Origin of the sequence: Hymenobacter taeanensis, from assembly GCF_013137895.1 — a bacterium.
Classification (GTDB): Bacteria; Bacteroidota; Bacteroidia; order Cytophagales; family Hymenobacteraceae; genus Hymenobacter; species Hymenobacter taeanensis.
Genome location: NZ_CP053538.1, coordinates 744,737 through 764,989 on the forward strand (window position 1 = coordinate 744,737; position 20,253 = coordinate 764,989).

Below are 20,253 nucleotides of genomic sequence, written 5' to 3' on the forward strand. Positions count from 1 at the left end.
TAGCTAGTTATTGTCTACTTTTGGTCTTTCACTGATTTCCTTATCTCTGACTTAAACCCCGTCGTGCTGCGACGGGCGGACCTCGCCCCGCCCCTACTCATTCCTTATGCGGAGTTACAAAAGCCTGAATAATCTACTGGGTTGGTTGGTATTTGCCATTGCCACCCTCACCTACATTCTCACCCTAGAGCCCACCGCCTCATTCTGGGACTGCGGCGAGTTTATAGCCTGCTCCTACAAGCTGCTGGTGCCGCACCCTCCGGGAGCCCCCACCTTTTTGCTGCTGGGCCGCCTGTTCTCGCTGCTGGCCTTTGGCGATGGCACCAAAGTAGCAGTGCTCGTGAACATGCTCTCGGCCCTGAGCTCGTCCTTCACGGTGCTGTTTCTGTTCTGGACCATTACCATGATGGCCAAGAAGCTGGTGCTGCACCGCCCTGGCATGCACGATGACCGTAATCTGGAGCCTACCAGCGGCCAAACCTGGCTAATATTGGGGGCCGGTGCCGTGGGCGCCCTGGCCTACGCCTTCTCTGACTCTTTTTGGTTCAATGCCGTGGAGGCCGAGGTGTACGCTATGTCGTCGTTGTGCACGGCGGCGGTGGTATGGCTGATGCTGAAGTGGGAAAACCGCGCCGACGAGGCCGACTCGGACCGGTGGCTGATTCTGATTGCCTACGTGATTGGCCTCAGCATTGGGGTGCACTTGCTGAACCTGCTGGCCATTCCGGCGCTGGGCTTCATTTACTATTACCGTCGTACCAACAACCCCACCCTCACGGGCGGCATTATTACGCTGGCCCTGAGCAGCGTAATTGTAGGCCTGATTCTGGCCGGGATTATACCGGGCCTGCCTACGCTGGCGGGCAACTTTGAGGTGTTCTTCGTGAATACCATTGGCCTGCCCTTCAACTGGGGCCTCGTGATTTTCCTGGTGGTATTCGTGGGCCTGATCTGGTTTGGCTTCCGGCAGTCGTTTCAGCGCCGCAGCCGTCTGCTGAACACGGCCATGCTAGCTTTCGTGTTTATCCTGATTGGCTACTCGTCTTACCTGATTGTACCCATCCGGAGCAGCTACCACCCCACTATTAATGAAAACGATCCGGAGGATGTGCTGTCCTTCGTGAGCTACCTGAAGCGCGAGCAGTACGGCGACCGGCCCTTGCTGTACGGCCCGCAGTTTAACGCCCAGCCCGTTGCCCAGAATGAGGGGGCTCCTCGCTACGTACGCAAGGGCGACAAGTACGTGGTGGCAGAATACCGCCCCGAGCTGGAGTACCGCCCCGAGGATAAGATGCTGCTGCCCCGCCTGTACAGCAACGATCCGCTGCACATGATCTACTACAAGAAGTGGGTGGATATTCAGGAAGGCGTGAAGCCCACGATGGGCCAAAACCTCTCCTTCCTGACGCGTTACCAGATGGGCCACATGTTCTGGCGCTACTTCATGTGGAACTACGTGGGCCGCGAAAGCGACATTCAGCAGGCCGGCATTTTGTGGCCCGGCGCCAGCAGTGCAGGCTTGCCTGAACGTATTGCCGATAGCGAAGCCCGTAACAATTTCTTTGCTCTGCCCCTCATTCTCGGCATCCTGGGCCTGTTTTACCAGGTGCGCCGCGACGGCCGCAACGCATTCATCGTAGGCCTGCTGTTCGTGTTTACGGGTCTGGCCATTGTTCTTTACCTCAACCAGCCGCCCATTGAGCCCCGCGAGCGGGATTACACCTTTGCGGGAGCCACGTTTGCCTTTGCCATCTGGATAGGCCTGGGCGTACTAGCGCTGGCCGACTTGCTGAAAACCGCCCTCAAGGCCGATACTGCCCGGGCTGCTGTAGCCACGCTGCTAGGCCTAGTGATTCCGGGCATTATGGCGGCCCAGGGCTGGGACGACCACGACCGTTCTGACCGCTATAACTCCGTTGACTCGGCGAAGAACCTGCTTAACTCCTGCGCTCCGAACGCCATTCTGTTCACCAACGGCGACAACGATACCTTCCCGCTTTGGTACGCGCAGGAAGTGGAAGGCATCCGGACCGACGTGCGCGTAGCCGTACTAAGCTACCTGAACACTGACTGGTATATTGATCAGATGAAGCGCCGCGCCTATAAGTCGCAGCCGTTGCCCATCTCGATGGACAATGCCAACTACGCTCAAGGCACCAACGACTACCTGCCCTACGCCGAAAACCCGGCCGTAAAGGAGATAGACGTGCGCCAGTTCATGCAGCTCGTGAACCAGAACAGCGACCTGCTGAAAGTATCTTACGGCGACGGCACAAAGTCCTTGCTGTCGTTCCCCTCACGCAAGTTCTATCTGCCCATTGATACGGCGGCCGTGTATAAGATGGGCATCATTCCGGCCGAGCGCCGCAGGCAACTGGTGCCCCGCATGGAATGGGAAGTGAGCAAGAGCGCCATCGAGAAGAAAAGCCTCGTGATTCTGGATATTCTGGCCACCAACAACTGGCAGCGCCCCGTGTACTTCTCCAGCACCGTTGACTCTCGTGACTTCATGGGCCTGCAGCCCTACTTCCAGCTGGAAGGTATGGCCTACCGCATCCTGCCGGCCCTCGACCCGAACTACGAGCCCCGCGGCGAAGAAGGCTACGTGACCAATGACCTGATGTACGAGAAGCTAATGAAGACTTTCACCTACCGGGGGCTGAATGATCCGAACATCTTCTACGACGAGAACCACCTGCGTTTCCCGGCCAACTACCGCGACAAGTTCTCGCGCCTGGCTAACTCCCTGTTGGCTGCCGGCGACAAAACCCGGGCCAAGCAAGCCATTGACAAGTGCTTTGCCGTGATGCCCGACAAAGCCATTCCGTACGACTACTATGTGCCGCAATTCATTCCGGCGTTGGTAGCCGTAGGCGAAAGGCAGCGCGCCACTGAAATTATGGACACCATGACGGGCCGCGCTGAGCAAGCCCTGGCGTACTATAGCACCCATAACAGCGCCATGTTCGACCAGGAATATCAAACCTACCTGCTCTCCCTGAACAGTGTGGGGCGCGCCGCCCAGCAAATTGGCGATGAGCAGCGCGCGGCCAAAGCCCTAGGCCTGTTTCAGCAGTACATGCGTCAGTAGGGTAGACTTATTACTGTAAAAAAGCCCGCTCTCAACCAGGAGCGGGCTTTTTTATGTTGTTTAGAGTGGCCTAGAGCGCTAGTAAGAAAGCTGTTTCACCTCCTAACTCAGGTACCACCTTAAACTCTAACTTTATGAGTCTGGCCATGTCCCTCATTGGTTACGTACCTTGGTTACAAGCCTATTTTATCTTTCTGTGAAAGCTGCTACCTCCTTCCTGCTATCCCTAGTGCTCAGTCTGAGCAGCTTTACGGCCCTGTGGGCCGCTCCACGCCGCGACTTCGCCGAGCAGTATCGGCCCGACCGCCAGATAGTGGTAGACACCCGCCGCGAGGACGACAGCCTACGCCTGTTCCTGCGGTTTCCGGGCAACCACTTTAGGCCTGGCCAGGTGATGTACGTAGCAGCCTGGGCCAGCTATACTGCCAAGCAGCCGAAGTGGCAATACCCCGTACAGCTGCAGCCAGGCCATTTCCGGCAGGAGCCAGCTGGTACATGGGTTGATGTGGCGGTGCCCATGAGCCGCGTGCCGGTTGGGCAGATCATCAGTATACAACCCAGCTTGGTGCCAGCGGCTGCCAGTGCCTCAACCAGTAAGCTACCAGCCAGCGGTTCTGCCACCCCGCCTGCCAACCCCGATTATACCGACGGCGCTCTTTGGTTAACTATCACAGCCGCCCGGTTACATAAGCCTTACATTCTCACTGACTCACTAGACCGGCCATTACTTCGGCCCTACCTGCACACTGGCGAAACCTTTAAAATTGCCAGCTACGGCCCTGAGCAGCCCCTGCAAACCCGGCGCTACCCCCTGAGCTCCCAGCCTGCTCTGCCGCCCATGTCGAACCCGGCGGCAGTGGCACTGCCTCGCACCCTGGCTCTCACAGATTCAGCCTCCTTCTCTCCCAACCAGGTAGTGCGTCTTCCCAGCGGGCTATACTTACTGAAAGCGGGCAGCAGTGCCCCCTGGAGTGGCCTACTGGTGGAAGACAACAGCTACCCGGAAATTACCTCCGCCGATGAATTAATTGCCCCCCTTACTTTCCTGACTACTTCTGCCGAGCGCAAAAAATTGTTTGACGCGCCCGACCCTAAGAAAGCCGTTGACAAATTCTGGCTCGATCTAGCGGCCGGCAACCAAGCCGTAGCGAAGCAGCTTATCCGGACATACTACGGCCGGGTGATGAAGGCGAACCGCTTATTTTCAGCGCATAAAGCCGGTTGGCTCACCGATCGGGGCCTACTGTATTTGGTGCTGGGGCCACCTGAATCAGTGTACAGAGAAGCGGGCCAGGAGCAATGGGTATACCGCAGCGACCCAGAACGAGCAGCGACCTATACGTTCCGCGCTAAACCAAGTACCTTTGCTCCTGAACACTATGAATTGGTGCGCCGCCCCGAGTACGAACGTCTCTGGTATGCCGCCGTCGAGCAATGGAGAAAAGGAATAACCGTCCGGACCGGCCGCTAAATGAGCGTCGCCAATTTTTTGATTCTGAGAATCGGCCTGTGACGCCGCGCCGCCCGGCCCGGGATGGCGAAGGCCGCGACGACCGCCCCGCCCGGCGCCCTGAAGGCGGCCGCGACGACAAGCCGCGCTACCCCCACCGCCCCGCCGCCGACCGGAGCATTGACATGATTTTTGGCCTGCGCCCCATTTTAGAAGCGCTTAATGCGGGCCGCACGCTGGACAAGATCTTTCTGCTCCGGGGCACGAAGAATTCTATGACGCAGGATATTCAGGCCCTGGCCAAGGCCGCCAATATTCCTATGTCGATGGTGCCGATTGAGAAGCTCGATGGCATCACGAAGAAAAACCACCAGGGGGCAGTGGCCTACGTGTCGCCCATCGACTACATGCCCCTGGACAGCATTCTGGCAGGTTTGTACGAAGAGGGCAAAACCCCGTTGCTGCTGGTACTAGACCGTATCACGGATGTGCGCAACTTCGGCTCAATTGCCCGGAACGCGGAGTGCCTAGGCGTGCATGCCATTGTAGTGCCCAGCCACGGCGCCGCTCAGATTAACGGCGACGCGCTTAAAACTTCTGCCGGCGCGCTAAACCTTATTCCGGTATGCCGCGAGGCCAACCTTAAGAACACGCTTACTTTCCTTCGCGAATCCGGCGTGCAAGTGGTGGCCTGTACCGAAAAGACCGACGCCAGCCTTGAAACCGGGGCCGTTGACCTTACCGGCCCGCTTGCTATACTCATGGGCAGCGAGGAAGACGGCATCAGCCCCGAGTATCTCCAGATAGCCGACTATAAGCTGCGCATTCCCATGGCGGGCCAGATCAGCTCCCTGAACGTGTCGGTTGCCAGCGGCATCATGCTCTATGAAGTGCTGCGCCAGCGCCTAGTGAAGGGAGCATAGTGCTGCTCCATCAAATAAAGCCCGTCACTACTTAGCAACGCTTTGTAGTGACGGGCTTTATTTATTGCTCAAAAGCTTCCTTCATCTATTGTCACCCGCTCGCGTTGCTCCTCGCTTAGCCCTAGGCCACCACGTGAAGTAGACTCCTTCCCAGTGATTGTACCCTTAGCAGCAGAAACATCAATACCTATCTCGCGCGGGTACTCTTCATTGCCGTCTTTGCCAGCTTCCGCGTGAGTCAGATCATAAAGCTGATATTCAACATTTCCGTTTCGGAAGGACAGCCTATACTCCTCACGCCCGGCGTTGGCTACCCCTCCGCCCCGAAAATACCTGAAGTACGTAAACTTACTCCAGCTACTAGCATCAAGAACTGCTGGATATTGCAGCTCTGTTTTAGATGCCGTGCCGAAGCGGTACACTAGGTAGGCGCTTTTCGGGCCCTCACAGAGCGAAACGGTTTTGCCCCTGCCCGTCACAAACGAAAATACGGTTGTTTCTCCAGGCCGGCGTAACACGTCGGGTGCAGGTTTTGCCTGACGGACCGGGTTGCCGATACCCAGCCATAGTGGAGCAGCAACCACCAGTATTCGCAGGCTCATTAGTTATAGCCGAGGCCTTTTTTCGATTTCACATCGGCCACGAACTCCTTCACGCGCTGTTCTTCAGTACGCTTGCAGATCAGGAGTACGTTGTCGTATTCGGCCACGATAAAGCCCTCTAGGCCCTGCACTACCACGAGGCGCTCAGAGGGGGTTTTGATGACGCACTCACGGGTGTCATACAGCAGGGCGTTGCCATCAACCACATTCTCGTCGGCATCGTGGTGGCCCATGCGGTGCAGGGAGTCCCAGGTACCTAGGTCGCTCCAGCCAAAGTCGGCGGGCAACACATACACGTTATCGGCCTTTTCCATCACGCCGTAATCAATGCTGATGTTGCGGCACCGCGTGTAGGCGCGGGTAATAAAATCTTCTTCGCGCTCGGTACCGAGGTCGTTGGCTCCCTCATCAAACACCTCAGCAATGTCGCTGAGGTAATGGTGAAAGGCGCTGATGATGGCATCGGCCCGCCATACGAACAGGCCGGAGTTCCAGAGGAAGTCGCCGCTGGACACGAACATCTTCGCCAGCTCCAGATTAGGCTTCTCCGTGAAGGTTTTAACTTTAAATAGCCCTTTAGGAAAGGTGCTTTGCTCACCTCCCTTCGCCGCTGCCACGGTCTTTGGGTTTACATCTTCATCAATAAATTGAATGTAACCGTAGCCCGTGTCGGGGCGTGAAGGCTGAATGCCCAGCGTGATTAGCACATTGTGCTTCTGCGCCGCGCCCAACGCCGTGCGAATAGCCTCCCGGAAGTTTTCCTCGTGCATCACGGCGTGGTCGGCGGGCGTCACAATAATCACCGCCTCTGGGTCGCGCTGCGCAATGCGGTAGCTGGCGTACGCAATACACGGGGCCGTGTTACGCCCAATGGGCTCCCCCAGAATTTGGTTGGGGGGCAGCTCCGGTAAATGCTGTTGCACCAGGTCGGTGTAGTCGCGGTTCGTGACCACGAATACATTTTCGGGGGAGCAGATTCCCCGAAATCGATCAACGGTGAGCTGCAACATGGAGCGACCCATACCTAGCACATCATGAAATTGCTTGGGGTGATGCGTCCGGCTAAAGGGCCAGAAGCGGCTGCCAATGCCGCCGGCCATGACCACGAGGTAGGTGTGCTGTTCCATAGGTGAAGGGCGCAAAGTCCCTACGGTGGTGAAAATGAAGTGTAAGGTAGCCGCGGCTGACTAGTAAACCCGACTGGCCTAGCTAGCCAAACCCCAACTGAGCGGTCAAACTAAGCAGGCAATAAACAAACTCGCATGCATACACGCACATTTATTGTCCGGCAGATGCTACACCAGTCCTTCCCGCAGCAAATCGTGCAGATGAATGAACCCGCAGAAGCGCCCGTCATCGGTTACTACTAGCTGGGTGATATTACGGGCCTGCATGCGGGCTAGTGCTTCCACGGCAAAGTCGTCGATATCGATGGTAACGGGGGCGGGGGTTAGAATGTCAAGGGCCCTGACGGCGTCTAGCCGGCCTTCAAAGGTGGTAAGCATACGGCGCAGGTCGCCATCAGTTATAATGCCTACCAGTTCTTCTTGGGTATTGAGCACGGCCGTGGCACCAAGGCGCTTGCCTGATATCTCCAGAATTATTTCTTTCAGGGCGGCATCATCGCGCACCCGGGGTTGCTGGTTCTGGCGGCTGAGGTCCCCCACTTTAAGGTAGAGCTCTTTGCCCAAGGTACCTCCCGGGTGCAGGCGGGCAAAGTCTTGCCGGCTAAAAGCGCGGCTTTCCAGCAGGCATACCGCCAGCGCATCGCCCAGGGCCAAGGCGGCAGTAGTGCTGGTGGTAGGTGCCAGATTATGGGGGCAGGCCTCGCGGGTTACGGGGGCGTGCAGCACGTAATTGGCCTGCACTGCCAAATATGATTCAGCGTTGCTGACCAAGGCGGCCAGCGGCACTCCTTTGCGCTTGAGCAAAGGCACCAGCACTTTTATCTCGGGCGTGTCGCCGCTCTTGCTGATGGCAATGACGAAATCATCGGCCTGAATCATGCCTAAGTCGCCGTGAATGGCGTCGGCGGCGTGCATAAACAGGGCCGGAGTACCCGTAGAATTTAGCGTGGCTACCATTTTGCCTGCAATGTGGGCGCTTTTCCCAATGCCAGTTACTACCACCCTACCACGTAAAGAGAGAATAGCAGCTACGCATTGTGCAAAATCCGGGCTGTTGCCTATAACATCGGCTACTCCCTGAATAGCCTCAGCTTCTTGCTGAAGCACTTTTTTTGCAATCAGGATGGGGTCGTTCTGCTGTTTCAATCTAAATTTGATATCAAATAGAAAAGAAGAGGCGGCTAACCGATGCTAAATGGCTTTATCTGTGGCCGCACTGTGCTCTCTATCTTAATTTTGTCTAGATTAGGAATGCAACTTCAAGTATGTACTCCAGTCTGCAACCCCAATCAGCGCAAGTGAGGATGTCTATGCCAGCCGCCGTGAAAATTCAAGTGAAGCAAGAGGCTGATCTGAAAGGCAAGTTAAAGGAAGTTTTTGGGTACGGTCAGTTCCGGGGCGTGCAGGAGGATATTATCCAAAACGTCATCCGAGGCAACAATACCTTCGTGATTATGCCCACTGGGGCAGGCAAGAGCTTGTGCTATCAGCTCCCGGCCTTGGTGTTGCCTGGCACGGCCATCGTGATTTCACCGCTTATCGCCCTGATGAAGAACCAGGTAGATCAGCTAAATGCGTTTGGGGTAAATGCTCAGTTTCTGAACTCGACCTTGTCGAAGTCAGAAATGAACAAGGTGAAGAAGGACGTTATCAGCGGCGAGGTAAAGCTGCTGTACGTGGCGCCGGAGTCGCTGACCAAGGAAGAAACCATTGAGTTTCTGCAGAAGGCTACTATCTCCTTTGTGGCTATTGACGAAGCTCACTGCATCTCGGAGTGGGGCCACGACTTCCGTCCCGAGTACCGCAAGATTCGCAGCATTATTGACGGCCTGGGCGTGCAGGTGCCGGTTATTGCCCTCACGGCCACCGCAACGCCCAAGGTGCAGCAGGATATTCAGAAAAACCTGCAGATGGACGACGCCTCGGTGTTCAAGACCTCGTTCAACCGCACCAACCTCTATTACGAGGTGCGCCCCAAGCACAACACCAAGAAGCAGCTGATTCAGTACGTGAAGCAGCGCAAGGGTTTAGCGGGCATTGTGTATTGCCTGAGCCGCAAGAAAGTAGAGGAAATTGCGGAGCTGCTGCGCGTGAATGACGTGCGGGCCCTCCCCTACCACGCCGGCCTTGACCCGCACGTGCGCATGGCTAACCAAGACGCCTTCCTGAACGAAGACTGCGACGTTATTGTGGCCACTATTGCCTTTGGGATGGGCATTGATAAGCCCGATGTGCGGTTCGTGATTCACTTTGACACGCCCAAGAGCATTGAGGGATACTACCAAGAAACCGGCCGCGGCGGCCGCGACGGCCTGGAGGGCGACTGCCTGATGTTCTACAGCTACGACGACATTGTAAAGCTGGAGAAATTTAACAAAGACAAGCCCGTAACCGAGCGCGATAACTCCAAGCTGTTGCTGCAGGAGATGGCCAACTACGCCGACTCGGCAGTGTGCCGCCGTAAGCAGCTGCTGCATTACTTTGGCGAGAGCTATCCTACCGACTGCGGTTTCTGCGACAACTGCAAACACCCCAGGGCCCGTTTTGAGGCCAAGAACGAGGTGGTAATGGCCCTTAAAGCCGTAGTGCAGACGGAGGAGCGCTTTGGCCTCGACCATATTGGAACGGTGTTGATGGGGATGAATAACCCCCACGTGGAGAGCTATGGCCACGACCAGCTACCGGTATATGGCCAGGGCAAGGACCACGATGCTCAGTTCTGGCACTCTTTATTGCGCCAAGTACTGCTGGCAGGATACCTGGAAAAGGATATCGAGAATTTTGGCGTAATTAAGATCTCGCAGAAGGGTATCGACTTTATTGAGAACCCACATTCGATCAAGCTCACTCAGGACCACAACTACGAGGAAGAGGTGAAAGAAGAACAGGAACAAGAAGAAGTCCAGCAGGCAGCGGGCCACGACGAGACGCTGTTCGAGATGCTGAAGGCGCTGCGCAAGAAAATTGCTCAGCAGAAGAACCTGCCCCCCTACGTTCTCTTCCAAGACCCGTCCTTGAAAGAGATGGCTACTACCTTCCCCGTGAAGATGGAAGACCTGGCTCACGTAGGTGGCGTAGGCCAGGGAAAAGCCCAGAAGTTTGGGGCGCCCTTCCTAGCTCTCATCCAGAAATACGTGGATGAAAATGACATTATAACAGCCGCCGATGTGGTAGTAAAATCGGCCGTTAATAAGTCTAAAATCAAGATCTACATCATTCAGCAGATCGATAAGAAAATGGACCTGGAGGAAATTGCTTCTTCTAAGGGCATTGATATGCGGGAGCTGATGGAGGAGATTGAGCACATCTGCTACTCGGGCACCAAGCTCAACCTCGATTACTATATTGATGGGGTGCTGGACCAAGACCGCCAGGAAGAAATTACCGAATACTTTTTGCAAGCCAGTACCGATAATATTGCGGTAGCCCTGAAAGAGCTGGGCTCTGATGACTACACCGAGGAAGATTTGCGTTTGATGCGCATTAAATTCCTGAGCGAATACGCTAACTAATTGCCTCAACGAAACGGCAGTGGCCTAGACATAAGAAGGGGCCTTTCTACCAGTGAGAAAGGCCCCTTCTTATGTCTAGGCCACTGCCGTTACAACCACAGATGATAAATTAACTCCTCATGCTCTAGCCGGAAGCCCTCGCTCTCATAGAACTGATACGCACTTGTGTTGGCTCGTTGTGTTACCACTTGCAGTTGGGGTAAGTACCAGGCAGCAGCATAATGTTTAGCGCCCTGTATCAGCTGATGCCCAATACCTTGCCTGCGCATACCTGCATCTACCGCCAGCAGCCCAATATCGGCCCGGCCGGGGCGCACACCCAGGGTTAAGAGGCCCGTGGCATTAGCAGTGGGTGTGGGCTGGTACTGCAGGACTATGCGTGCTCTTTCACCCTGTATGCTCTTCTCAATCCACTCCCGATAGAGGCGTTCGTACACTCCTGGGGCAAAATGAGGATCAAGGCGAAAGCGCGAGTGCATACCACTCTGCTGCGCTAGTTCATGTAAAGCCGGCGTTAGGGTAGTGGCCGCTTGAATGGCAGGTGGCAACGGCTGAGCAGTTAACTCAACATCAAGTACAAAGCGTACTTTCTGGTCGGCTAGTACTGCCCCTACCACCTGAGCACTTTGGTTTGAGGTCTTATCATCGGGGTCTACGGCCCAGTACAGAAGCCGCCAGCCTTCCTGCCAGGCCCCACAAATGGTAGAGCGCAACTGCTGCTCCGGCATGTTTAGGCTGATGAGGCGTCCGACCGGAAACCCTAAAAAGCGACTATCCCAAGCCAGTGGCTCGATAATGGAATTCATACTGCAAAAGAGGCGTGACTAAATAGCATAAAAGCCGGTCATCACTTAACAGGATGACCGGCTTTTGTACGTGGTGCTTGGCAGCTTGGCCCTAGGCCACTACCACTTTTAGCAGTACTCCTCGAATGCGCCCTGCAGGTTGTTGGCAATGCGCATCAGGTCATTGCCTTCAATGTGGTAGCGCTCAATCATGTGCACCAGCTCACCATCTTTGAACAGCGCAATGCAAGGGCTGCTGGGTGGGTAAGGCAACAGGTGCTCCCGCACCTTCGCTACGGCTTCGGTTTCCATGCCGGCAAATACGGTTACCAGCTTGTTGGGCTTCTTATCGGAGCTGGAAACAGCCATTTTCAGGGCGGGGCGGGCCTTACCGGCGGCGCAACCACACACTGAGTTTACCGCTACCAATACAGTGCCGCTCTGCTCATTGAGCACAGCATCCACTTCTTCGGGGGTCATTAACTGCTCGAAACCGGCCTCAACGAGGTCCTGACGAATCGGGGCTACCATGTATTCTGGGTACGTGGCCATAGGAGAAAGCTAGGCTTTTAAGTAAAAACGAGGGCTAGACATCAAGCCCATCAGGAGTGCAAAAATACGCAAACTCTTCCGGCAGACCATCAATCAGCCCATCAACCCCCATAAGCGGCCGGAAGTTTGCGGTTAGGCTATTTTTTGCAAATGAATACCTGCTCGCTGGTAGTGCGCCAAGCGCTTAAGCCCTCTGCGCCGGGGTTCCGTATAGGTCATGTGCCCTTTTTACTCCGCTCAAGTTGCCGGTTATGACTTACAAAGAATTTATGGATTCTCAGACCCAGTTAGAAGCGCCTGCTCATCTTACTCCCTTGCTGGAAGCCCTCTGGTATGCTGGCCGAGATGAATGGCACCGCGCTCATGATATTGCCCAGGATAACGAGCATGACCCGATGCACAACTGGCTGCACGCCTTTTTGCACCGCCAAGAAGGTGATTTTGGCAATGCCGCCTACTGGTACCGGCGCGCTAACCGCACCGTTTATTCTGGTGGCCTCCGGGAAGAATGGCAAGAAATGGTCAGGACCCAATTACCGGCCTAAACACGCAGGTTGAAGTCAGGCCCTCTAACAGGCCTGTTAATTATTCAATTAATTCAATTACATAGCTATTCAATAGGATTTCGGTCCATATTGTGTTAATAAAAATTATATTTACCCGCACAAATCAAATCAGCGGGATGCTATGCTAAGGAATGTTCTGGCCGTTATAGTTATGGCCTCTGTTGCCAGCACTGCTCATGCGCAGGTAGATACTGTTAAGGCTACCACGCTGCCACCTGCTCAGCTGGCCGAAAAGCTCTATAACAGCGGAGTGGCGAAGTACAACCAGAAAAGCTACCGGGCCGCTATCCTGGACTTTGACAAGGCTTTGGCTGCCAAGCCTGACTTTGCCAAGGCCTATTACAATCGGGCTACCACGCGCTATGAGCTGAAGGAGTATCAGTCGGCGGTGCAGGACTACGACGCCGCCATTAAGCTCGATGCCGCCACTTTTGGCCCTTATTTCGGGCGTGGTCAGGCTCGGGAGGCGCTGGGTCAGTCGGCGGAGGCGGAGCAGGACTACACCAAAGCGGCAGAGTTGAAAGCAGATTATGCTCCCTCCTGGTATTACCGCGGGGCTTTGCGGTTTGAAAAAGGCAGTTATCAAGATGCAAAAGCCGATTTTGATCAGGCCATTAAGGCTGACCCCGCTTACGCATACGCCTGGCACGACCGGGGAAGCGCCCAGCGCCAGCTCAACAATTTACCTGCCGCCATCCAGGACTACAGCAAAGCCCTGAGCCTGCAGCCTGAGTTGCTGCCTGCCCTGCTAAACCGGGCTGCTACCAAGCGCCGCGCCGGTGACCTAAAAGGCGCCCTCCAGGATTACAACGACTACTTGAGCAAAAAGCAGGATAACGCTCTGGCCTTTACAAACCGGGGTGCCACCCGCTTTGAACAAGGCGACTTTAAGGGGGCGGTAGAAGACTTTTCAAAAGCCGTTACCCTGCAACCTGATTATGCTTACGCCTGGAATAACCGCGCCGCCGCTTATCTCAAGCTGGAGGACTTTGCCAAAGCGGAGGCCGATGCCTCAAAAGCTATTAGTCTGAATGCCCAATACGCAGAGGCCTACCTCAACCGGGGCCACGCTCGCGAGATGCTGCGCCACCCCGACCAAGCCTGTCAGGATTGGCGCAAAGCCGCTGACCTAGGCTTGGAAGTAGGCAACACGTACGCGGCTAACTCGGGCTGCGGGGCACAATAGGCCTCGTTGCGAAGGGAAAAGCGGCGCAAAAACATTCTTCATTCTCAGTCGCAGCGCACCACAGTTATCGGCACGCAAGCCTACCCTAACTTCTCATTACACTATCCATGCATAAATACCTACTCGCCTTCCTGCTACTCACTACTGCCGCGCACGCGCAGAATGTTGAGTTCAGCAAAGACCGGTTTGGCAATGATAAGGAAGGTCTTAAGGCAGCCCTTAAGGAGGTGAAAGCGGGCAATGAGTGGTACGAAATGGACCCTCCGCGCTATGAGCAGGCTCTGGGGCACTACCTGATGGCTCAGAAGTTCAACCCCAATAATGCCGAGCTTAATCTCCGCATCGGAGACAGCTACCTGCACTCTGGGTTTAAGCCCCGGGCCCTCGCTTATCTGCAGAAGGCTTACCAGCTTAACCCCGATGTAGACCCACGGATACATTACCTGCTGGGCCGTGGCTTGCACCTCAATGCTAAATGGCAGGAGGCTATTGCCGAGTATAAGCGGGCTACTCCGGCCAGCGGTTCTAAAAATACGGCGGCCTTCACCGAGGATATTCAAAAGAAAATTCGGGAGTGCGAAAACGGTCAGAAACTAGCGGCTAAACCCACCCGGGTATTCATTGACAATGCCGGACCGGGCGTAAACTCCCCCTACCCCGACTACGGCCCCGTAATTACCGCCGATGAATCCGTAATTCTCTTCACTTCTCGGCGAGATAACTCCACGGGTGGGCAACGCGACCCGGAAACCGGCGGTTTTTTCGAAGACATTTACCAAAGCACCCGCACGGGGCCTAGCGAATGGTCGGCGGCCCGTAACCTCGGTGACCCCGTGAATACTGAGGGCCACGATGCCACCGTAGGCCTCTCGCCCGATGGACAGCGGATGCTGATGTATATGGAAGACAACGGCGGCGACCTGCACGAGGCAGACCTGCGTGGGGCCCAGTGGCGCAAGCCCCAGAAGCTGGGCTCCCGCATCAATAGCCGCTCGCACGAGTCATCAGCAGCCTACACACCCGATGGCCGCAGCCTGTATTTTGTGACCGACAAAGAGGGTGGCCTGGGTAGCCGCGACATTTACAAAATTGAGATTGACGGCCGCGGCCAAGCCCAAAACTTAGGTCCGGTTATCAATACCCAATACGGTGAGGAAGGCGTATTCCTGCACCCCGATGGTAAAACCATGTACTTCTCGTCAGAAGGCCATAACTCCATGGGCGGGTACGACATTTTCAAATCGGTGTATGAAAATGGCAAATGGAGCGCCCCCGAAAACCTCGGTTGGCCCATTAATACCCCCGATGATGATGTATTCTTTGTGATTTCGGCATCGGGGCGTCACGGCTATTACTCTTCCTTCCGCGACGATGGCCTGGGCTCTAAGGACATCTACCAGATTACTTTCCTGGGCCCCGAGAAGCAGCCCCTGCTAAGCCAGGAGGACCAGTTATTGGCCTCCCGGGTGCAGCCAGTAAAAGAGACCCTGCTGGCCCCGCCAGTAGCTATTGCCTCGGCCCAGGTTACAATTCTTAAGGGTACGGTTACCGACGAAAAAACCAAGGAACCGCTGGAGGCAACCCTTGACGTAATTGACAACTCACGTAACGAGGTTATTGCTTCGTTCAGGGCCAATGCGCAGTCGGGGCGCTATTTAGTGTCGTTGCCCTCGGGTGTTAATTATGGCATTGTTGTTCGGCAGGAAGGCTACCTCTTCCACTCCGAGAATTTTGACCTGCCTGCTGGCGCCACTTACTCTGAAGTAGTGAAGGACATTGCCCTGAAGAAGCTTGATATTGGGGTGAAGGTGGTACTGAACAACATCTTCTTTGACTTTGATAAAGCCACACTGCGCGCCGAAAGCACCAGTGAGTTGGAGCGCCTCCAGAAGCTGTTGACTGAAACTCCTGCCCTGCGCCTGGAAATTTCGGGACATACTGATAATGTAGGCAATGCCGCCTATAACAAGGACCTAAGCCAGCGTCGGGCTAAAGCGGTAGTAGATTACCTGGTGCAGAAGGGCATCACCAAAGACCGGCTCACGTTTGCGGGGTACGGCGACACTCAACCCGTAGCCCCTAATACCACAAAAGGAGGCCGCCAGCTCAACCGGCGCACTGAGTTTAAAGTCACGGGCAAGTAACGCGCCCCATGCATCACAGCAAAGAGGCCTAGAAGCAGTGTAAGCTGCTTCTAGGCCTCTTTGCTATTACTTGCTCATGGCTACATCTTACCAAGCAATATGGCTAGCCAACGTAGTTGCGGCCAGCGTGCTCAGCGGCCGTTTGTTCCGCTTCCAGTTTACGTAAAATATCAAGCGTGTACTGCCACAGATTCTCGTAAGGAATGATTTCGATTTCGCCGTAGGCCTCTCCCGGCTGCGGCGCAACTTTGAGCCGTTCCAGCAGTGGCAGTGCCTTTTGCTCACAAGCCTGCGACATGAAGTTTTCTTTCACCGTCAGCAGCAGCATCCGAAAGAAGAGTTGACTGCGGAGCGTAGCGGGGTTGCGCAAATGCCGTTGCTCGTACTTACGCAAGCCTTCCAAACGCGCCAGCAATCCTTCAATATCCCGGCGTCGCAGAAAGTACAGGAACTGCAGAATGAGTATGGCCACGTTATACCCTTGCTTGTCCCGGCTGTAGTCGGGCACGGTTTGCACCAACTGCGCAAAGTGCCGCATCTTGAGCGGCGACTGCTCGGGCTGAATCAGTTGAATGTAGGCTTCATAGAGCTCCCAGCGCTGCTGAGCCGCGGGGCGTTGCTTACGATAATAGGGGTTGCGCCGGGCCTGCTGCAACAGGTCGTAGGCCTGTCCGTACTGCGCCGCGTGCATGGCCAGCAACAGGTAAATCTCGAGGTAATAAAACCAGTTACCAGATGAGTAATGGAAATCTTTGAAATACTCCTCGGCAAGCTGCAGGCCCTTTTCAGCTCTTCGGCATTGCAAGTGCGCATACACGCTCATGTAGTTGTTGAAGCGTTTGTCAAACCGCTTTTCGTTAATTTTCCCCTGCTTAAGGGCTTTTTCAGTGGCGGTAGTCAGCCGAATGATTTCTTCGTAATTCCCGGTTAGCTCCTCCCTCGACATTTTAGTCACGTACAGGAAGTAGAACGTATTGTAGCTTTTAGCCTTTTTGTGCAATAACTCTAGCCGCTCCAGGTAATCAGGAAGTTGTTTCAGAATAAACTGCCGCCAGCGCACCTTGTGCTGAGAAAACACCTTTATCTCATAGTAAAGTTGTTCCGCCTCATCTTCCAGCTCTAGCAGTTTCTGCAGCTCATTGAGCTGCTTGTTCATGACCTTAAAGCGGGCTGGATTACGCATTTCCGCGTATAAAATGCGCAGTGTACGTGCGCACATTACCGCGTACTGGGTCAGCTCAGCTTCCGTGGCCAGGGTTAGCGCTTTGCGGTATAGTCTTTCCGCCAGCTTATATTCAGCTTCCCCACTCAAAATTTTGGCCTGGTGCAACAGGCCCAGGCAGTGCTGCTCATGGCGGCGAGACACCACGTGGCGCGCATCAGTATGATCCAGGAAATACAGATGGTTCAACAGTTTCTGCTGTACCCTCGACTTAAGCTTCCGGAAAGTCGTCTGGCTTTTTGCTTCCGTGCTCCCATATAAGGTTTTAACTATCTTGTTCTGAGTAATGGTAGGGTCGCTTTCCAATAAGCGCACTAACTGCAAGTCTTTGCTAGTCCCATTTCGGTCAGAAAAGTCTAAAAATGGTAACACGGCCAGGCGCCTATCTGTCACAATTTTTACCAGTGTAGTTAATTCGTCCATTTGAAAAGGCTCTTTTTAGATAATAGCGGCTATTATACTAATATAAGTTGAGGTAATAGGCATGTCACAAAAACAGCATTACTATCCTTTCGCTACTATGAACTTCCACTCATCTTTGTACCAGATAGATTTTGCTCAAATAACCCGTTCTATGTCACAACAATGGCGCAAAACGACCGGATTATTTATAGTTTTTCCTTTCTCGATCTTACTTTCTTAAGTCTAAAAAGCATTTATATTTATTTTACAGCTCAAGACAGGGCAGAATTTCACGTCACGTTTACCCAGCTTCTTTCCTTTACGCTGGCTGGTTTGGTCCCCACATTTGTGTCAGTCAACCACTTGAACCACAAATATTTTCCATACCATGTTGAACCTACTCGCCCTCGCTCTTCTGCAGTTTTCCAGCCTCACTTCGTTCAGCACGCCTTCACAGGCCCGGAGCGAGCAAGCTACTACAGTTCAGACCGCACGCACTACTGAGCATGGCACGAGCGGCTGGGGCGATGGTTACCTGGCAGCCGGAGAGCACGGCACCAGCGGCTGGGGCGATGGCTACTTAACAGTAGCTGACCATGGCACCAGCGGCTGGGGTGATGGTTACTTAGCGGCTAACGACCACGGTACCAGCGGCTGGGGTGACGGTTATTTAGCCCTCCTTGACCACGGCAAAAGCGGCTGGGGCGAAAGCGACATAGCTGTTAGTGGTGAGCACGGCACCAGCGGCTGGGGCGATGGCTACTTAACAGTGGCCGACCATGGCACCAGCGGCTGGGGTGATGGTTACTTAGCGGCTAACGACCACGGCACCAGCGGCTGGGGCGATGGCTACCTCACGGCCTAAAATCTTCTTTCACCTGTGGTGCTTTTCTCACGCACGAGTTGTCTCCTAAAACGTGGTAACTTGCCCGGCAGCAGTGCTTGCACAGTTGTCCGTTCATGAAAAGAAGTATACTTGGTTTGTTTCTGCTGTTGTGGAGTGGTCTGGTAGGCTGCTCCACAACAGTTTCATCTCCACCTGATGCGGTGCGCATCCGCTGGGCTCGTGACCCAGAAAACCTCGATCCACTGATTGTCAAAACTTCAGGGGCACTTGAGGTAATTAGCTTGCTGCACTGCAGTCTGTTGCAGCCCAGCGAAGCGAAAGGGGAGTTTCTACCCTGGCTGGCCCAGGAGTTTCCGAGCGTTAAACGCCTCGGCGACTCCCTGATGCTGGTTACTTACCAGATTCGTCCGGAAGCCACCTGGGACAACGGCACTCCGGTATCAGCCAGCGACGTGGTATTTACCGTGAAGCTGATGCACTGCCAGGGTCTCCCCATCGAGCTGGCGCAAGCCCGCTTTGGTTTCGTAGAAGATGTAATTCCAACCCCCGGCAGCCCCCGCCGTTTTTCGCTGCTGTGTCGGGGGCAGTCTATTGACTACATCCGTAGCTCCGGCGACTTCAGCATTTTGCCTGAGTATGCGCTAGACCCCAAACATACATTGCGGGCCGTCTCAGTAGCCGAAATGCACAAGCCCCTACCGGTGGTGCAAGCCTTCGCGAAGCGGTATTTAGCGGCGCAGTTTTCCCGTCACCCAGAGCGTGTTCCGGGCTGTGGGCCTTACAATTTAGCGAGTTGGCAACCCGGCCGGCAGCTCACTCTTACCCGAAAACCAAAGTGGTGGGCCGACCGAGTATCGCCGCAACCTCCGCAGCTGCAGGCCTACCCGCACGGCATCAACTACCAGATCATTCCTGATGCTGCCACTGCCGTATTAGCCCTGCGCCGGGGTAATATTGATTTATACCCCTTGATTCCGGCCACAGAGTTTGCCCGCTTGCAGCAGTCGCCCGCTGACCGGCGGCACCTGCAGTTTCTTACCGCCGACTCTTACGAGTTTTTGGCAGCCCATTTCAATACCAGGGCTCCGTTATTACAAGATAGGCTCACCCGGCAGGCCCTTACGCATTTATTCAACGTTCCGGCGCTCATTCAGGCTACGCAACTAGGCCACGCTTACGCTAGCGTTGGCCTCATTAGTCCTCGTGTAAAGCAGTTCTATAATGATAGTCTGCCCCTGCTTAAGTACAGCCCAGAGCAAACTGCCCAATTACTGCGGCAAGCGGGGTGGCAGCAGCAACCCGAACGTAACTGGTCTCGCATTACCGAGGCCGGCACTCAGCAGCAACTGCGGCTCAGCGTGAGTTACCGTGCCGGCGAGCCTTCCTTTGAAACAGCGGCCTTACAGTTTCAGGCCGCTGCTGCCGCCGTTGGTATCCCTATTGAGTTGCGCCCTACGGAGGCCTCTTTGCTTAACCGGCAGCAACAGCAAGGGAGCACTCAGATTAGTTTGCTTAACCTGAGCGGCAACCCATTTGCCTACGACTTCACCCCTATTCTGCACTCTCAAAGCACAGGGCTATATAACATATCAGGCTTTGGCACGCCATCGAGTGACCGACTCATTGAAGCCATTGCTAAGGAAGACAACCCGGTGGCGAAGGCTCGTTTGCTCCGTAGGTTTCAGCAGCTGATTTATGAGGAGCGGCCACTTACGGTGCTGTATTTCCTACAATACCGGATAGCCGCAGCACGGCGTTTGGGTAAAATTGCGGTATCGGGTCTGAAACCTGGGTATATCGTTACCAGCATTCATTCAGATTCTGTGGCTCAGGAACGCTGATAT

15 protein-coding genes are annotated in these 20,253 nt (G+C 54.8%); 9 read left to right on the plus strand and 6 right to left on the minus strand.

Features of this window, described 5'->3' with window-relative positions:
• The first annotated feature begins 106 nt into the window (after nucleotides 1-106).
• From HMJ29_RS03125 to rlmB, 3 genes are all read left to right on the plus strand, one after another.
• Nucleotides 107-3,091, plus strand: a complete 2,985-nt coding sequence (locus tag HMJ29_RS03125; RefSeq protein ID WP_171590117.1) for a protein O-mannosyl-transferase family — start codon at nucleotides 107-109, stop codon at nucleotides 3,089-3,091.
• 196 nt (nucleotides 3,092-3,287) lie between these two features.
• Nucleotides 3,288-4,562 (plus strand): GWxTD domain-containing protein, encoded by a 1,275-nt coding sequence (locus HMJ29_RS03130; RefSeq protein ID WP_171590118.1) that lies wholly within the window; start codon nucleotides 3,288-3,290, stop codon nucleotides 4,560-4,562.
• Nucleotides 4,526-5,464 carry a 23S rRNA (guanosine(2251)-2'-O)-methyltransferase RlmB gene (gene rlmB, locus HMJ29_RS03135; protein WP_366671037.1) on the plus strand — a complete coding sequence of 313 codons (939 nt, stop codon included), beginning with the start codon at nucleotides 4,526-4,528 and terminating at the stop codon, nucleotides 5,462-5,464. The genes HMJ29_RS03130 and rlmB overlap by 37 nt, the downstream gene beginning before the upstream one ends.
• Before the next feature lie 68 nt (nucleotides 5,465-5,532).
• On the opposite strand, the gene HMJ29_RS03140 is transcribed toward rlmB, so the two are convergent.
• The 3 genes from HMJ29_RS03140 to HMJ29_RS03150 form a co-directional block, all read right to left on the minus strand.
• Nucleotides 5,533-6,066, minus strand: a complete 534-nt coding sequence (locus HMJ29_RS03140) for a hypothetical protein (RefSeq protein ID WP_171590119.1) — start codon at nucleotides 6,064-6,066, stop codon at nucleotides 5,533-5,535.
• A complete protein-coding gene (locus tag HMJ29_RS03145; protein WP_171590120.1) occupies nucleotides 6,066-7,193 on the minus strand; it encodes a mannose-1-phosphate guanylyltransferase in 1,128 nt (375 codons plus the stop codon). Before HMJ29_RS03145 ends, HMJ29_RS03140 begins: the two co-directional genes overlap by 1 nt.
• Nucleotides 7,194-7,361: 168 nt before the next feature.
• The gene (locus tag HMJ29_RS03150; protein WP_244678749.1) at nucleotides 7,362-8,339 is read right to left on the minus strand and encodes a KpsF/GutQ family sugar-phosphate isomerase; all 978 of its coding nucleotides are present in this window, start codon (nucleotides 8,337-8,339) and stop codon (nucleotides 7,362-7,364) included.
• Nucleotides 8,340-8,503: 164 nt separating this feature from the next.
• Here HMJ29_RS03150 and recQ point away from each other — a divergent pair, with 164 nt between their 5' ends.
• Nucleotides 8,504-10,705: a DNA helicase RecQ gene (recQ, locus tag HMJ29_RS03155; RefSeq protein ID WP_171593244.1), complete on the plus strand. Its 2,202-nt coding sequence runs from the start codon at nucleotides 8,504-8,506 to the stop codon at nucleotides 10,703-10,705.
• Nucleotides 10,706-10,794: 89 nt separating this feature from the next.
• Here the strand turns inward: recQ and HMJ29_RS03160 are convergent, their stop codons facing one another.
• Nucleotides 10,795-11,511 (minus strand): GNAT family N-acetyltransferase, encoded by a 717-nt coding sequence (locus tag HMJ29_RS03160; RefSeq protein WP_171590121.1) that lies wholly within the window; start codon nucleotides 11,509-11,511, stop codon nucleotides 10,795-10,797.
• 108 nt (nucleotides 11,512-11,619) lie between these two features.
• Nucleotides 11,620-12,042 carry a BrxA/BrxB family bacilliredoxin gene (locus HMJ29_RS03165; RefSeq protein ID WP_088844132.1) on the minus strand — a complete coding sequence of 141 codons (423 nt, stop codon included), beginning with the start codon at nucleotides 12,040-12,042 and terminating at the stop codon, nucleotides 11,620-11,622.
• A gap of 269 nt (nucleotides 12,043-12,311) precedes the next feature.
• On the opposite strand from HMJ29_RS03165, the gene HMJ29_RS03170 reads away from it, so the two are divergent.
• The 3 genes from HMJ29_RS03170 to HMJ29_RS03180 all read left to right on the plus strand — a co-directional run bounded on the left by HMJ29_RS03170 (nucleotide 12,312) and on the right by HMJ29_RS03180 (nucleotide 15,938).
• Nucleotides 12,312-12,587: a hypothetical protein gene (locus tag HMJ29_RS03170; protein ID WP_244678750.1), complete on the plus strand. Its 276-nt coding sequence runs from the start codon at nucleotides 12,312-12,314 to the stop codon at nucleotides 12,585-12,587.
• A gap of 172 nt (nucleotides 12,588-12,759) precedes the next feature.
• A complete protein-coding gene (locus HMJ29_RS03175; RefSeq protein ID WP_171590123.1) occupies nucleotides 12,760-13,794 on the plus strand; it encodes a tetratricopeptide repeat protein in 1,035 nt (344 codons plus the stop codon).
• A 107-nt stretch (nucleotides 13,795-13,901) separates the two neighbouring features.
• Nucleotides 13,902-15,938: an OmpA family protein gene (locus HMJ29_RS03180; RefSeq protein ID WP_171590124.1), complete on the plus strand. Its 2,037-nt coding sequence runs from the start codon at nucleotides 13,902-13,904 to the stop codon at nucleotides 15,936-15,938.
• A 103-nt stretch (nucleotides 15,939-16,041) separates the two neighbouring features.
• On the opposite strand, the gene HMJ29_RS03185 is transcribed toward HMJ29_RS03180, so the two are convergent.
• Complete coding sequence (locus HMJ29_RS03185) at nucleotides 16,042-17,583, minus strand: phospholipase D-like domain-containing protein (RefSeq protein WP_171590125.1); 1,542 nt, start codon at nucleotides 17,581-17,583, stop codon at nucleotides 16,042-16,044.
• A gap of 367 nt (nucleotides 17,584-17,950) precedes the next feature.
• On the opposite strand from HMJ29_RS03185, the gene HMJ29_RS03190 reads away from it, so the two are divergent.
• On the plus strand, nucleotides 17,951-18,427 hold the full coding sequence (locus HMJ29_RS03190; RefSeq protein ID WP_171590126.1) for a hypothetical protein: 477 nt from the start codon (nucleotides 17,951-17,953) through the stop codon (nucleotides 18,425-18,427).
• Between the two features lie 95 nt (nucleotides 18,428-18,522).
• Nucleotides 18,523-20,250, plus strand: coding sequence for an ABC transporter substrate-binding protein (locus tag HMJ29_RS03195; RefSeq protein ID WP_171590127.1), 1,728 nt, complete (start codon nucleotides 18,523-18,525; stop codon nucleotides 20,248-20,250).
• Nucleotides 20,251-20,253: the final 3 nt, after the last annotated feature.